Source organism: Bartonella sp. TT110JLCBS (assembly GCF_042193405.1).
GTDB lineage: Bacteria > Pseudomonadota > Alphaproteobacteria > Rhizobiales > Rhizobiaceae > Bartonella.
The window spans coordinates 16,764-32,029 of record NZ_JBHILT010000018.1; the positions used below are offsets into that span (position 1 = coordinate 16,764).

At 41.9% G+C, this 15,266-nt stretch carries 11 protein-coding genes; all 11 read right to left on the reverse strand.

Going from position 1 to position 15,266, the window contains the following annotated elements:
- Positions 1 to 1,343: 1,343 nt before the first annotated feature.
- The 11 genes from ACFILW_RS07540 to ACFILW_RS07590 all read right to left on the reverse strand — a co-directional run bounded on the left by ACFILW_RS07540 (position 1,344) and on the right by ACFILW_RS07590 (position 13,715).
- Positions 1,344 to 2,348: a phage tail protein gene (locus tag ACFILW_RS07540; protein ID WP_375685451.1), complete on the reverse strand. Its 1,005-nt coding sequence runs from the start codon at positions 2,346 to 2,348 to the stop codon at positions 1,344 to 1,346.
- Positions 2,345 to 3,484: a tail fiber domain-containing protein gene (locus ACFILW_RS07545; RefSeq protein ID WP_375685452.1), complete on the reverse strand. Its 1,140-nt coding sequence runs from the start codon at positions 3,482 to 3,484 to the stop codon at positions 2,345 to 2,347. Before ACFILW_RS07545 ends, ACFILW_RS07540 begins: the two co-directional genes overlap by 4 nt.
- On the reverse strand, positions 3,481 to 3,963 hold the full coding sequence (locus tag ACFILW_RS07550) for a hypothetical protein (RefSeq protein ID WP_375646284.1): 483 nt from the start codon (positions 3,961 to 3,963) through the stop codon (positions 3,481 to 3,483). Before ACFILW_RS07550 ends, ACFILW_RS07545 begins: the two co-directional genes overlap by 4 nt.
- A gap of 345 nt (positions 3,964 to 4,308) precedes the next feature.
- Entirely contained in the window at positions 4,309 to 5,772 is a 1,464-nt protein-coding gene (locus ACFILW_RS07555) for a hypothetical protein (protein ID WP_375685453.1), read from the reverse strand.
- A 373-nt stretch (positions 5,773 to 6,145) separates the two neighbouring features.
- The gene (locus tag ACFILW_RS07560) at positions 6,146 to 6,286 is read right to left on the reverse strand and encodes a hypothetical protein (protein WP_375685454.1); all 141 of its coding nucleotides are present in this window, start codon (positions 6,284 to 6,286) and stop codon (positions 6,146 to 6,148) included.
- A 22-nt stretch (positions 6,287 to 6,308) separates the two neighbouring features.
- Positions 6,309 to 7,004: a hypothetical protein gene (locus tag ACFILW_RS07565; RefSeq protein ID WP_375685455.1), complete on the reverse strand. Its 696-nt coding sequence runs from the start codon at positions 7,002 to 7,004 to the stop codon at positions 6,309 to 6,311.
- A gap of 83 nt (positions 7,005 to 7,087) precedes the next feature.
- On the reverse strand, positions 7,088 to 8,206 hold the full coding sequence (locus tag ACFILW_RS07570) for a N4-gp56 family major capsid protein (RefSeq protein WP_375685459.1): 1,119 nt from the start codon (positions 8,204 to 8,206) through the stop codon (positions 7,088 to 7,090).
- 249 nt (positions 8,207 to 8,455) lie between these two features.
- Positions 8,456 to 9,229 (reverse strand): hypothetical protein, encoded by a 774-nt coding sequence (locus ACFILW_RS07575; RefSeq protein WP_375646278.1) that lies wholly within the window; start codon positions 9,227 to 9,229, stop codon positions 8,456 to 8,458.
- A gap of 281 nt (positions 9,230 to 9,510) precedes the next feature.
- A complete protein-coding gene (locus tag ACFILW_RS07580; RefSeq protein WP_375685456.1) occupies positions 9,511 to 11,352 on the reverse strand; it encodes a portal protein in 1,842 nt (613 codons plus the stop codon).
- Positions 11,352 to 12,713 (reverse strand): PBSX family phage terminase large subunit, encoded by a 1,362-nt coding sequence (locus ACFILW_RS07585; RefSeq protein WP_375685457.1) that lies wholly within the window; start codon positions 12,711 to 12,713, stop codon positions 11,352 to 11,354. Before ACFILW_RS07585 ends, ACFILW_RS07580 begins: the two co-directional genes overlap by 1 nt.
- Before the next feature lie 654 nt (positions 12,714 to 13,367).
- The gene (locus ACFILW_RS07590; protein ID WP_375666413.1) at positions 13,368 to 13,715 is read right to left on the reverse strand and encodes a hypothetical protein; all 348 of its coding nucleotides are present in this window, start codon (positions 13,713 to 13,715) and stop codon (positions 13,368 to 13,370) included.
- Between the last annotated feature and the right edge of the window lie 1,551 nt (positions 13,716 to 15,266).

A 15,266-nucleotide genomic window follows, 5' to 3' on the forward strand; every position in this document is an offset into this window, starting at 1 on the left:
GAAAACCTCAGAAAACCTCAGAAAACCTCAGAAAACCTCAGAAAACCTCAGAAAACCTCAGAAAACCTCAGAAAACCTCAGAAAACCATATGAAAAGCTTTTGAAAAAAAATTCCTCATCGAAAATTTTTACAAGGTATTTTTTTAGATTATACTCTGTTTTCCACCTAAAATGATGATTTTACCACCTAAAACCAAAGAGAAATGCATGTCACCTTGCATGCTGTGTCAGCTTTCCCAAAAGGACAAAGCCCACACCGGTCTTTAAATAATGGCAATCAATAAACAATGGTTTGTAAACAATCTGGCTTCTTATCTAACAGATTTGACTTGGCTTCCCCCTTCAAACGCATCCTTGTAATGTATCCCCTGTCCAGAGTTACTCTACAAAAAAATGCTGCGTTAGGAATACACACAGACGAAAAACACCCCATGCATAAAATTTTAACCGCATCTCAAACAATGGTATTTTACAACACAACGGGATAAACTATTGTCTTATAGATTTTCTCGTATCACTCTCATCCCGTTTCAAGAAGTTGCCTGATAAGCACAAAATGCCATCTCAGAGGGTTCAATGCCTCACCATGTACTACAAACGCATCGCCAACCTGCTGCTCTTGCCAACAGTGCACCCATTTTGAAAGCAAAGAGCCCTTTTTTCCTACACGCTTTGCCAAAAAAGAAAGCGCTCCATTTTGCTTTTTCTCGCTTTAAATAAACATATCCGTTGACCTCTTTCCGCACCTAAAAGGACGAAGATTTTAGCCCACATCGGTTTGTAAACAATCCAACTCTTCTGAAAGGATTCCGTCTGCTGCTCACTTATATGATTCACTTGCATGAAAACTCTACGAGCAAATCCTCCCCAGAACATTTGCTAATGTATTAAATACTTTAAGCTATCTTACTGATATCACCACCTTCAATAATAGTGTTTTAATGACGATGTTTTACAGTATAATAGGATAAAATTTACCCATGGGTTTTTTGTCATCGCACAGCAGCGGTTTAAACCCAGCACTTGAAATAATGGATCACGACACCACAAGAGAGAGGCATTTGGGATAAAATCTTTATTCCTCAGTAAAAAACGCCATGAATAAAGAAAGTTTTTTTGTTCTCCCTCTACCTTCAATAATCACTGTCTTGATCCTCTAAAGAACAATAGGCAAACTTACCTTTAGACATCCAACAAAGGCAGCACAAAAAATAAAAGAATAAAGAGAATTGAGTTTTTTCTAAAGCGCCTCAAAACTTTCTACACAATATATTCAATAAGACTTTTTTTCATAACAAACATTTTGCAAGCATTTTTATCTTTCTCTCACACAGCTTTCATTCTCAGGCTTTGACAGCATAAACCACCGCCACATTGACAGGACGTGTTTCATCTCCCCCTGTTTTTTGCAACAAGACCTTATGTTCATGCTCTCCCGCAGGACCTGTCAACAAATTTTTATTGTAAATTTGAGCCAGATTTCTATAATATTCACCGTGATTCATATCCCAAACTACCTTTTCAATCATTGGATAACTATGCTGGTGGTTACCTGTTGAATCTGTTTTTCCTTCATGGGTATGAGATTTAAAAGACTCTTCTTGTCGGCTTCCCAAGCGACGTCCTTTATCAATTTCTTTTCCACTATCGAGCCCCCGTAAAAACATTCCACGCAAATCGGGAACATTGAATGTTGTTCTCCCGTCTCCTTTTCCCCATGTTTCTCCCAGAACAGCAAAGAGATTAGCATAGTTCCTTCGCGAATATTCTTTACCATCACACAGTAACCATCCAGAGGGTATTTTTTCTGTAGCAAAAGTCCCGATAAATCCAGAAGAAAAAGTTTCAGGCAAAGGAGGAAAGGGCGGAATTTCAGGAAGTTTTATAGTAGGATTGGTTAAAAACCAGCCATCAGCATTTTTTCCGGCAATATCACGCGTATAGACGACTTCATAAAGCCCCCCTTTTTGAATTTCCCCGCCCTTTAAAGGCATAATACCCTCTGGCGTTGCCATATAAGTTGGTCTTGGCGGCAATTGATTTAAAGAAATATTTGTTATTCCTCTGTTGACGCCTTGTGCTTTAAAGCGCACAACAATGCCATCCATATAAGTCTCAAAAAAAGACTTTGTTGCCAAACGAAGTGACGTTCTCTCATTTTTCACATCAACAGTAAACTGTGTTTCAATCACGCCCCCATTATCCAACAAATATTCTTTGATGCGTTGCATCATAGCGCGAGCACTATCATTGACTGTGCTTGGCGGTTGCCCTTCTGCCCAGTTTATATTCTCGTCGACATAAGCATTTTCTGATGCAACAATTGACCAATCATAAATCGAACTCATAGAAGATACTCTTTATTCAAAAAGGGAAAACGAGCAAAAAATGAAGAAAAGAAAGCCGCAATTTTATTTTTAGATGCCGGTATTTTCTCCATTTTCATTTTTTCCATTTTCAGGCCTATTTTGTCATAATCAACATGCAATAATTTTGTTTTTGCATTGACATAAACAGCTTCAGGGTTCACACGCAACACGTCTTGCGCCATAACGCCCTGATAACGTTGTGGATTTCCTTTATAATTAAAGGTATAAAGTGGATATCCCTTTCTCTGCCCCACAGGGATAATATTTTCTTTTGCTCTCACATCACAAAGCCCTAAAATTCCTCCGACCAATCCAAGCACTTGCTGCGCATCACGCAATGGATCTTTTGTCACAGAAGGCATTGTCGTGGATTTTCCTGAAGTCGTTCCGTAATTTCCAGCAGCCTGTGTCCCTACCTGTAACAAGCTTTGCAATCGGTTCCAATCTTGATTATCTTTTTCTGACCATTTTTGGCGTTCAGCATCTAAGACATTTTGACGGTTTATATCTTGAATCATGCCCCCTTTCAAAGCATTGCTTTGCACGTTACTCTGTCCTTGATAATAGCTATTTGCCGCATTAACTTGATCATTCTGAGAGCGATCAATCATCTGGTTGGCATTCATCATATTGTTAATATCTTGATTATATTGCTGTGCTGCAGCATTTGTTGCCAAAGCGCCTAACTCATCAGCGAGCACACCAGCATGAGCCCCAGAGCCATAACGTCCTGCTCCCGACATCGACTGATTAATCGCATCGGACGTTTTATTCAGAGCATTTTGCAATGCAGTATTAAATTTACTATTGCTTCCAATCCAGCTTCCCTTAGCCATACCGGAAAGATTTGTAGCGCTGTTGGTTGGGGCATTCAACCATTGCGTTACCGTTGGATTGTTATAAAGCCCTGCTGCTTGTTGTAAACCGGTCAGCGCATTTTTTGTCATATTGCTAAGACCAGCGACTCTGTCTCCCTGATAAACGTTTCCGCCAATTCCTTTATTATAAAGTCCAAGTGCATCAGCACTGGCTTGTTTAAGAATATCAGCCACCCAAGCAGGTGGAGCATTTGTTTGTGTTGTTGTTTGCACTTGAGGTGTGGTTTTTCTACTCATGGGTTCAGAACCTTTCTATATTGAATAAGATTACGAGAATATCCGTGATGAGCGAGCTTTTTCGCCCATCCAGTTCTTCCAAACATGTGCATTTCTTCAGCATTGATTGTTCGCGCCCATTTTTCGACTTCATCAATCAACTTGACCAATTTCAGTCCTCCCTCTCCAGCAAGATCAGAGAGAACGACGCATTTTTTTCCCGTATGGGTTATTTCAACTTTGGTAATTGCAAAAGCACTAAATTGGATTTTATTTTTTAAGACCAGCCACAACTGTGCTTGTCCTGTAGCGATTTCTTCAGCGATTTTTTCCAAACAAACATCATCCGGAAAGCGCTGAGCATATTTTTTCAATGCAGCATTGAGAGCCTCTTGATAGGGAGCTATTTTTTCCCATGGCCACTGCTCTGTCAGATAAGCAGAATATAAATCTTGACTCTCTTGCATCATAATTTTAGCTCTTTTAGCTTCATCACTCATCTCCCCTCAAATAACATCCCCCTACGCATTTCACGCATTCCATGCCCCCCGCACAATAAAAGAAAAAAAGCCCCATCATCCCTTTGTCACAACAAAGAGGGAACTTTCTTCTTTATAAAAATAAACCATGGTGCAGCCTATTTTTCCTTTATCTCAGAAAAGCATAAAACATAACGCACCACCTTGTTCTTCATATTATAAAGACACAGCATATCGCATTGTGCCTTTGTTTCTAAAGGCTTGGGAAGTCTATGGGGCATTTGTTCTTTAATAATAGAGGTTTGAGCCTATCGCATGATATTACAAAAGGGCATGCCTATCGCATGGTATTATAAAAGGGCATGCCTATCGCATGCCGGCCCGCGTCAATTCCACATCAAATCCAGTGACATGAGTCCAATTCACCCCTTCAGGAATACGCAATTTAAAGCGATAAAACCGTGCCCTTGCACGACAGTGAATTTGTCCAGTATTATAAGAGGGCTGTTTTTCTGGCAACCAAACAGTTTCCTCGTCAAGAGATTGTCGAAAGCGCATTCCCACAGACAAATAAAACTTTCCACTATTGACTTGAGGCATAATATTTTTCACCCGTGTTATCATGCCATTTGTCTGCCCCATTTCTTGTGATGTCACGACACAAGCCATAGGACCCCCAGAAAACGAACCCAGTCTCCCCTGTTGATCAAATGCCCCCAGAATAGGCGATTCATTTTTCCAAGCTTTACTATCAAGAGAAAAGGACAAGTCATCAATATTCTTAGTCACAAAATCAAGACCTTCTAGGGTTGTTCCGGCTAAGAAAATAGGCAATATCATTTTGATATCGACGAGAGCTTTTGTCCATTTTTGCAATCCCCAATCATAAATGAGCAAGATACGTTTATGAAGATTCTCATCAGAATCAACCATCCAATAAACACGATTATACACCCCATCGATAGCAGCAGATAGAGTGTACAGATTATCCTTCCTTGATTTTGCGGTCATCGTTCGATCGACTTTTTCGAACCCAATGGGTATAATCTGTCCCTCATTTGTTATTTGATAAAACCCGCCCTCATCGGCAAAGAATGCTAAATCGCCTCTACAAACAATTGATTCAGCATTTTTTGCGCCTCGTTTATCGTGGATTTTTTGGAAACTAAAAATAATCTTAGAGCCAGGGATAAAAGAACCGGCATAGATTGCAGAACGCATAAAGATAATTGGATTTGTTGTCTCCGTTGCCCCTTGGACGAATCCGCCATCAGGAAAATCTTGATAATCACAACTTTTTTTCCCCACGGTCCAAAATTCAGCATCATTTAATCCAGACCAATGAACCCGTCTTGGATACTCGGTTAATTTCATCAAACAAACGAAATCTCCCCAGATTCGAACAATCCCTGCCTGTGGTGGATTTCCTCCTAAATTTCTAAATGTTTTATCATGGTTAATATCAATCACTTGTGGTTTATCATTGGCATTCACCGCAATGATAAAATCACCAAACAAAGCAAAAGACCACGGAGCATCAACATTAGCCAGATAAGGTTTTCCTTTTTGGCTAATATCTTTCCAGTTCATTGTTGTATTATCAAGCAAGTAGATTTTTTCTCTTGTCCCGACAATAATAGAAACTCCATTTTTTGTTTTAACCGCAAGAGTGCCTAAAATTGGCTGGGGACAAGGCTCTGATAAAGGCTCAAAACTTGGCATAGGGATATAGGAGCCATCCGCCGGGAGCACATTAACAAGTTCATCGGTAAAAATTCCATTGATATCCGCCACATCGGGTCGATAATCAGCGATTGGGAAAAAAGCCATCAAGACCCCCATAAAATCTTTGAAGAGCCCAGTGCCATTCAAAACACCCAGGCTTATTAATAAAAAACCACAAAAGCCCTTAAAACTCTAAAGGCATAAAATTCAACAAAACAAACAACCGTAAGTTGTTTAACGCGTCAAAAAAACGATACCATCAATAATGGCCCCCAACGCCATCCACCAGCGCCAAACCAAAATCAACTGCCCGCAATCACCCCCCTACAATGACGGGGAAAAGAGCCATCAAGACCCCCATAAAATCTTTGAAGAGCCCAGTGCCATTCAAAACACCAAGGCTTATGGATAAAAAACCACAAAAGCTCTTAAAACTCTAAAGGCATAAAATTCAACAAAACAAACAACCTTAGGTTGTTTAACGCACCGAAAAAACGATACCATCAATAATGGCCCCCAACGCCATCCACCAGCCCTTCACCATCAACACCCAACGGCGTATCCAGCCATAAGGGACAAACCAGCCACCAGTGCCAAACCAACCTTCAACGCCAACCATAAACGATTTGGAAAAAAGTCTTTTAAAAACGCATTGGGTGAATCTTTGACGAACCTTTCCGGCGCGATGTTTCAATACGCAAAGCTTGAAGCTGTTCTTGAAAATCTCTGAAAGAAACGGCGGCATATTCAGGATCTTTAAGAATATTTTTATAAAGTTCATATTTTGCCCGTGCTTTAATAAGATCAAAAGCATAAATCAACCAAGGGTTCTCATCCTCTTTCAGCTGTTCATCGGCAATATGAACAGGAGCATACGAGAGCTTTACGGTTTCCACATGTTCTGGTGTTGGAAAGAGTCCTATTTTTTGATCAAGGCAGGTATAAAAGAACGGCGTTCCTAGCGCAGGATGCATGCCATATTGTTGATGCAACATTTCCAAGGGCTTAAAGAACAACTTTGCTGGTGTTGCCTCCTTTGTTTCTAAAAAGACGCCCTCCAAACTCTTTTCTGCTTCAATAAAAACCCCTTCTTCTTGCCCATACCATGTTTTACCACTTTGTGTTTTAAACGTCCTTTCTCTTTTTTCATTAAAGAAAAAGGGTTCGCGTTCACACAAACGCAAAGCCGTAAAAATTGAATCTTGAATTTGCAGGGAATATTCCGCTGTTGTATCATCAATTTCATCTTGAATAAGCGCGACCATATAAGCAAAAGTTTTAGAATGGTCTGAATGTGTAAGGTTTAGATTTTGGGGATCAGAGGATAAAGTGGTCATAAGCCTGTCCTTGTTTCTGGAAGCATTTTAAATTTTTCCCCCAACAGATCCCTCTTGTTGGGGGAAGAGAGCAAACATTCGCTTTAAGCGGGTGCTCCATAAGTTGGAATGACAATAGTGCCAAAATCCTGAGCCCCTTGCGTACTTCCTGGCAAGGTAAAGCAAGTTTTTTTCATACCAATAATGGTTTTGGCCGCAACCCCGAATTCTCTTTCATAGTCGAAGAGTTCTTCCACCAATTTATAGCGTGTCGCCCCTCGATCTTTACCAAAAGCAATCACAGCACTCTGCGCACCAAGCAGAACAGCCCGCCGCACATTTGGTACAGCTTTGTTAGCGGTTCCAGCTTCGACCCCTTCGGTAATATGTTCAGCTTCGCGCAAAACCACACCATTATACATGCCCAAAGACCCATCATAGAGCGGATTTTTGATACGACTTCCACTATAGATTGCCTTAGTAATGTCGAGCCATTGCCCTGCATCTGTATTGGTTCGCAATTGCGTCACTTGGGTTGGATGAAGATAAAGCACATAGACATTTTCGCCATCAATCCGCACGGGTCTAATTTTAGGATTTGCCAATTTAGCCCGTTCAACAGCTTTATCAATGAGCTTAAGATCAAAAACATCGCCTTCTTTTAAATCTTCATCTTTTGCTTTATCCTTAGGACGTACCACGCGTTTATTGGTTGGTGCCGTTGGCGCATTAAACCCATAATGAACAGGTTTAAGGGTAATCGTGCGTCCTTCAAAGTTAATTGTTTTTGCGGTATAACCACACACTTGAATGAAGAACATCATACTCAGACGATCTGCATACCAATCAACCAAACCATTTTTTGCCTCGGTACGCAAATCATGGAGAATTCGTTGCTGATCAATCGTTCCCTCATTTTTGACACGCACGGCATGAACGAGTTCATTAATTGCCAAGCGATCATTGAGAAACTGTAAAGCTTCTTCATTGCCTTCCAATGTCTGCCCTTCACTCACCCCATCGCCTAGCAACTGCACCCGCAAACCAAAGCTAATAGCATCCCCACTTGCTTTTGTGGTTTCATCCTTTAACTGTACGATACTGTTTGAATCATTTCCAATCAACGGTGCAATTGGAAGTGCTTTTGAGACTTCTTGGTTTAGTAATTTAGACCATGTGCGCACTGCCATTGGGTCATTAAGTCCGATATAAGTTACGGTCATTTTATCCTCTAAAAGTTTTCTTGACATAAAAAAAAACCCAGCAAAGCGCCGGGCGCTCAAAACACCACATTTCATTTCAGATGGTGAATAGGTTGTTCGTGAGTTTTATCTAATTTCTGTTAGCGTCTGCCTCCCCCTTATAAGAGCTCTTCTCACCACATCCGCGCTTTGAGAAATCCCCCACATTCCCTGCGCCAAAAGCCTCTTAACGTTCCCGCAAGAAAACACCTCCTGCCACATTTTTGTTTTTTAAAATTCTCTCCCACCCATTAAACGATTAAAAGCGGCTTTATTTTTAGGATCAGCAACCCAAGCGCTAAACTCTGCTTCTGACATTTTATCAAGCATATCCAAAGAAATTGGCCCATTTGGAGTCAAGCCGTTATAAGCAGCAAGAGTACGCGCAGAATTGTGTCTTTCCTGTAAATTTTCATCCATGTTATTGGGAACATTTGTGTAGCCAATTTTTTGTGCAATCGTGTAAATCACTTCAGCGGGGTTTTGATTTTTTTGCGCACAATCGCGCAAGATCTGCTTCAACTCATCACCAATTATCGCATCAATATTTTTGGGGTCTGCCATCTCGGGATAGAGCGAAGCACAAGCTGCCAACTGTTTAGCCCGCGTTTCATAAATAAAATCAGCTGCTTGATCAAAATCATGATGTTTTTGTTTAACACCGGCAACAGACTGTTGATAGAATGCATGCAACTGCTCTGCTTCGCGAGCCAGAGAAGGTTGTTGTTTTTCATGTAAAAGCCCTTGTTTTTGGAGTGTTTTTCCCAACCATTGCATATAGCCCATAAAGTCTTTTTGTGGATCTGGTGGAGCATCTTCTCCCCCTTGAACCTCTTTTCCAGCCTTTTGCGAAGAGTCCTGTTGTTGATGCATTTGCCCTTGGAAATTATCTTCAAGAGTTTTTTCTTCTCTTGCAATTTCACCATCTTCTCCCTCTTGTGTTGAGACCAGAAAATCTTGTTTCAATTGGTTTTGTTCTGCCGGCGTTAAGTGTTCTTGATCCATGACATTAGCCTTTTCTTTTTTTTAACAATAAAATAAAATTTTTCAGATAAAACAGCCCCATAAGCATTTATCCCCTCAATGCTCTCTCATCATTTAGCACCACCATTCCCCCAATGCTCTCCACCCCACATGACGGCAAGCCTCCCTCTCCACCCTACTTTTCCCAACAACACTGCCCTACAAAACAGTTCTTTTAAGAAAAGGGAGCCCATGCACTACAAAAATCGATAAGCAATTTATGATATATGGCGTTTATCAGAAGTCACGCATGACAAAGCACCCTATTGTTGAGCCTTTACTGTCTGCAACATCTGCATTATCTGCTCTGCCCCCACATTATTCTCCATCTGTGTTGAGGCATTTTGCTCTTCTTGAAAAGAGTTTTGCGCCTTTATCGCAATTTTATGAATAAGTGAAGCCGGTAAAGGCGAATAGCGTAAGAGATCGAGCATAATTTCAGGTGTTGCAAAATTTTGCATCAAAGGCAGCAATTGCATGATGAGTGCAAAGGTACGCTCTTTTTCATTAAGACTTGTTGGCGCATCATCCACGACAATATCATATTCCAAACTCGTCACCATTTCGCGTGTCAGCGGCACATACTGGGCATTTTCATCCCCAGCAATACGCACCAACCGCCCATCGGAGAGATAATTTTGAATAAGATAGAGAATAATTTTTCCCTGTCGTTGCCGATATCGACGCAACCCATCAAAAAAGGAAGCCAAAAGATTAAGTGACGATTGTCGTCGTTGTTGTTCAAGAATACCGGGCTGATTGACAGCGCGAGTCCCAACAAATTCAGAAGACAACCCCGTCACCTGTTCGAGAGCGCTTTTTGCTTCATTAAACAATTGGAAAAATCCTTGCGGAAATTGTGCCACGGGTTTAGGTTGGATTCTACCGCCAGAGACAGCGCCACTTTTCAACCAAGTAATGCTATCGGCTCTAGCCCAACTCTCGACGGCTTGTCGATCATCATCAAAAGCATCGCGTTCTGCCATAACTCCGCCTTTTGATTGGCTATTAAGCAAATGCATCACTTGACTAAAATATTTATTTGCCCACCGTTGCGGATCTTTTGTTGGCTTGACCAGTCCATAAAATTGTCGGCTTAACTTATCAAAAGTACCGGTAATACACTCCCATCCCAATTGATTGGGTGGCCCCAAGGGCTTATCAGGCGCCTCGAGCAGCTTTCTGCCCAAAAATGCTCGTTTGACAATTTTTCTGGTCAATTTTGTTGCTTGAACATGCGGAAAGGTTTTACTTAAATTTTGGAAATCCTGCTCTGAATAATCGATAAATTTTCCACTTTGAGGCTCAAGGACTTTATAAACCACCTCGCGTTCAAACCAGCGACATTCCGCCAATGTCACCATTTTAGGACGTTGATAACAGCTTGCCTCTTCTCCCTCTAGCAGATCCCCTCCCTCTGCTTGATAACTTTGTGTCATTCCATTGCTGGTTGGGTGTAAAAAGCTCTGATATTTAACCCAATCAGCATGAAGATCGCTCCAATGAACATTGGGAAACATTTCCTGCGCCACAGCAAGCGGTTTTTCATCAATATACCATAAGCGTTGAGCATCAATGAGATTAGACTTAACAGCACTAGCATCCCACACCATTTTCATAGGGTCCAGCCGCGCAATGACTGGTTTTCCTTGCGGATCTTGTTCATAATCAAGGCGTGTATCTGTCCAGCCCATTCCGCAAATAATTGCATCTTGAAAGGCATCGGAATCTTCGTATTCCCCGTCAGCTTCATCACGAAACCATTCGGCTGCTCCTGTCAGAATCTGGTTTGCAAAGGCAGCGCCTTCTTGTCGTGGAATAAATTGCACTTGCCTTTTATTATTGCGCTCAGCCCCGATGACAGCATTAATTAAAGGTGCAATACGATTAAAAGTCATCACGGGTCTGTTTTGTTCGTGCAAGACAGCAAGGTCTTGCTCATTCCATTGCCGCCCATTATAAAAATCGTAATCTTCTTGGGCATTTTTTCGCCATTTTTCGACATGGGTAATATCATCCTGATACCATCCCACGAGTTTTTTAAAGAGAGCTTGATTTTCAAGCGTTTCGATTTGATTAAAAGAAGAATTTGTAGAACTATTCATTAAAAAGCCATCCATGAAGTTTGAGAATGGTGAGAAGAGCGATAAGGTTTTTTTTGCGCTCTAGCATTTGGTTGTTCATAAGCCACACACATCAGTCCAAAGGCATCGGCCCCATGGCTAGCCCAATCATGTTCAGCCCCTAGTCCGATATTGCGCTGTTCGTCGCGCTTTTCATGATACCAGGCGAGCGCTTTTCTCCCGGCAGATGTCGTTTCACGATTAAACCATAGTGCAGGAAACAACCGCCGTACGGCTTCGATACGCATTTTCACAGCGCCTGTTCCTTGGTTAGGAATTATTTTGGTTTGAAAACCGGCTTGTTGAAGGGCACTTTCAAAACTCACATTATAGACACGATCTTTTGTTGCGCCATCATGAGGCAAAACCATAAGAGCCTTTTCATATCCCCTTTGAAAGACCCAGCCCACATGCTCTGAGAGAGGTTGTCCTTGGGCTTCATAATAATCGAGCACTCGGATTTCCCGTCCAACAAACTGCGCAACCCACAATGCGGTAGCATCGGCCTTTGCTCCTGTTCCCCCGATATCCCAAAAGATTCTCACCTGCATCAAAGGATCCCGTGGAACAGTGGTAATCCGCCCTTCCATTTCGGCTTCCAGCAGACATTTCTGATAATAAGCCCCTTGCACAGCTTGGAGATATTCGCCTTCCCAAATATGGTTATACTGCTCTGGTCTTTGCTGCAAATCGTCCATTCGATCACGATTGAGTTTTTCAGGAAATTGCGGATTATCACGCCAATTGATTTCCACCCCTTTGATATGAGGATTATCGACATTTCGGAAACGTTTTTCCACGGCTGCATTTTCATGGCATGGGTTCCATGTGACCCATAATTCTGCATTCCAATCTTTTCCTTCTTCGCGCAAAGTTGGAATAAGTGTTTGCCAAGCAGTTTCTGTCACGGGCTCGGCTTCATCGACCCAACAAAGGAAAACGCGTCCCATTGATTTAATACTTGCGATATTGCGATCAAGCCCAGCAAACACATAGACAATCCGTCCATCTTTTGACTTAATATATTTATCGCCGATTTCATAATAGTCTTGTAAAAAAGGATAAGACTCGATAGCGCGTTTAATTTCCTCCAAAGAACTTTCATTAAGAGAATTTTGAAATTGCCGTGCACAAAGAATAATCCCGCGTTCTCCAGCCATTCCATGGCGATATCCCACCACGGCCGACATCAAAGCAAAAGAACGTGTTTTTCCAGAACCGCGTCCTCCCCAAGCAGCTCGCACATCGGCATTTCCAGTAAAAACAGGAATAAGCTTTGGGATAAGAGCTACTTGAGCCGTTTTCTGCTCCATTTTTTGAGAAATTTTCTGAACAGTTGTCATTATAAATTTTCATACTTGAGCAATAATTGCCTTTAGCAATAATTGCGCTACACCCTTTTATCCCAAGTTTACTTATCCCAGAGCAATTGAATGAAAAGCACCCTTCTCCAAAGCAACACTTTGTCTTTTCTTCATCCCACATGTTATCCCATGTTCGTTATCGCACATGTTCAATGAATGTCACTTTTTTGTATGGGGCTCCCCTCACCCCACATACACATGATATGCGCCCCTAAGCATGCCTCTCCATCACGCCCCTCAAACACCGCGCCTCTGTCCCCCACAAAGCACGATATCCGCCCCAAGTTCCTCTTCTAAAGCCCCCCAAAGCACACCCTCATAAAAGTCCGCAAAAGCATCACACTTTTTAAATTTCACGTTCTCACGCATCCCTTATCAAAGCGGATTTTTCACGTACCACACTCAAAAACCATGCATCCCCCCCAGACAGCCATGTGCCCCAAAAACACCATATGCACCGAAGTCTCCTCCAGTCCACATCCTCACACATCCCCCACCAAAGCCCAACAACTTCACGGCTCACACGCCTAAAGCACACGGCCCTTCACCACAACTTCAATTATAAGCTCTCAAACAGGCATAAAGCACCCCCGTTCAAGAGACGATATCCCTCAACCCTCAACAAGCCTCAGCTCAACATTTTCCAATATCACAAGCCTCAGTAGCCGAAGGATCACGTTTCTCTGGTTCGGTATTTTTAGGCTTCACTGGTACAATCTCGATACGTGAAACTGTTTTGACATCTCCCCCTGCTTCTCCCGTCACCTGAAGAGGCAAGACTTTTGCCAGCAGCGAAAAAAACGGTACGGGATTATTCAGCGCATGATATTGCAGATAAGACACCAACCCATCTTCACCATAGTGATATCCAGCCTGCTCAGCAGCTGTCAAAAGAGCTTCATTAAATCGCTTTGTTGTTTTATTCAAAGCCCCTTTTTTCCGCCCTCTTCGACGTAAGGGAAGACAATGTTCATCTACCATCATCATGTTCCTTCCAACTAAAGAGAAACCAAAATCTCAAACACAAAAAATGACATGAAAATCAGCAAAAAAACTTAACAAGCAATCAACAATTAAAAATGAGACCACCCCCTAAAAGACAAAAGCCCACATAAAGCCCAAATCCTCCGCATCATTTTACAGATACACGTTTTTACGCTTTTACGTCTTTAAAGAAATCAGCCAAACGAAACGCTCAAATCACTACCCCGCACCGCTCTGTCAACACGGGTCTATCAACAACCCAGCTACTCACTCTAACGGCTTCTCCTACTAATTTCAGATCACCACACCTTAAAGAGCAAAAATTCTTACAAGTACGGGTCGACAATTCCACTTCAAAAAACAGATTTCCTCACTGGATCAAGCGTCCATCCTGCACCGGTTTGTAAACTATAATCCAGCCTCTTACTCAACAAATCCCTCTTATTGACTTCAGATCTCCGTTCCATTCACAAATGCGCGCGCTCTAGTCCTCTGACCACATTCCATACCATAACAAAAGCATAAATTCTCCACATCATTTTACGAATTCACGTTTTTACGCTTTTCCATCATTACAGAAATCAGCCAAACGAAACTTCCAAACTAACCCACCACTCGATAAACAAGAGTCTGTAAACAATTCAACTTTTATCGCGTATATTGCACTTGAAAAACACCCCTCACCACGCCTCAAAGGATACTGTTTCACCAGAAACGGACATAACCCCTACCCTCCAAATATCCAGACACTCTCACAAAAAGCACCGTATAAATTGATATGCTTGAAGGTCCCTCGACGGCATATCCTTGCCTCTAATGCCCCCATCTCAGCCTACCTCAAATGACAATATTTTACAGCATAAGGCATAAGAAGATAACGAGACAATTTTTAAGATACAAAAAATGCTCTCATTTTCCAAATCTTTTAATTGTTCTTGCCAATCTTCTGAAACTACTTTACTGATAGGCTTGTGTTTTTGATCGTCCACGCAGCGATCAATAGGGAGTTGAAGCCCGAAAACTCAAACGTTAAATTACCCCACTTTGTGGGTGTCCCGGAGTTCTGGGAGTTTTTGCTATGTCCAAGTGCCATGAGCACTAAAAGCAAAAAGCTGATCCGAGTGTCAGTATTTTCAACCTCCCGGAATACTCATGCGAGGGCGCTCGCAACCGGAGGGGAGCTTGAAGTGCAAACTAAAAATCCAGATTTCGCACTTTTTTAAAAAGTACCCAATCTTATAGTCTTTGAAATTATTTTGATTTTTCTTGCCAATCTTCTGAAATTGCCTTATGAATTGATCTGTGTTTTTGATCGTCCACGCAACGGTCAAATAGGGATTTGAAAGCCCGAACGCTCAGTACATAAATTTATCCCGCTTTGCGGGTATCCCGGAATTCCGGGAGCTTTTGCTATGTCCAAGTGCTTGTCAGCACTAAAAGCAAAAGGCTGGCTGAGCTCAGTGCTTTCAAACTCCCGGAATACTCATGCGAGGGCGCTCGCAACCGGAGGGGAGCTTGAAGTGCAAACTAAAAATTCACATTTTAATG

Bases quoted from the DNA above. Each gene is read 5' to 3' on its own strand.
- ACFILW_RS07545 (WP_375685452.1), bottom strand. From the start codon at position 3,484: ATGAGTAGAAAAACCACACCTCAAGTGCAAACAACAACACAAACAAAT.
- ACFILW_RS07555 (WP_375685453.1), bottom strand. From the start codon at position 5,772: ATGGCTTTTTTCCCAATCGCTGATTATCGACCCGATGTGGCGGATATC.
- ACFILW_RS07570 (WP_375685459.1), bottom strand. From the start codon at position 8,206: ATGACCGTAACTTATATCGGACTTAATGACCCAATGGCAGTGCGCACA.
- ACFILW_RS07590 (WP_375666413.1), bottom strand. From the start codon at position 13,715: ATGGTAGATGAACATTGTCTTCCCTTACGTCGAAGAGGGCGGAAAAAA.
- ACFILW_RS07585 (WP_375685457.1), bottom strand. From the start codon at position 12,713: ATGACAACTGTTCAGAAAATTTCTCAAAAAATGGAGCAGAAAACGGCT.
- ACFILW_RS07575 (WP_375646278.1), bottom strand. From the start codon at position 9,229: ATGGATCAAGAACACTTAACGCCGGCAGAACAAAACCAATTGAAACAA.
- ACFILW_RS07565 (WP_375685455.1), bottom strand. From the start codon at position 7,004: ATGACCACTTTATCCTCTGATCCCCAAAATCTAAACCTTACACATTCA.
- ACFILW_RS07560 (WP_375685454.1), bottom strand. From the start codon at position 6,286: ATGGTTGGCGTTGAAGGTTGGTTTGGCACTGGTGGCTGGTTTGTCCCT.
- ACFILW_RS07550 (WP_375646284.1), bottom strand. From the start codon at position 3,963: ATGAGTGATGAAGCTAAAAGAGCTAAAATTATGATGCAAGAGAGTCAA.
- ACFILW_RS07540 (WP_375685451.1), bottom strand. From the start codon at position 2,348: ATGAGTTCGATTTATGATTGGTCAATTGTTGCATCAGAAAATGCTTAT.
- ACFILW_RS07580 (WP_375685456.1), bottom strand. From the start codon at position 11,352: ATGAATAGTTCTACAAATTCTTCTTTTAATCAAATCGAAACGCTTGAA.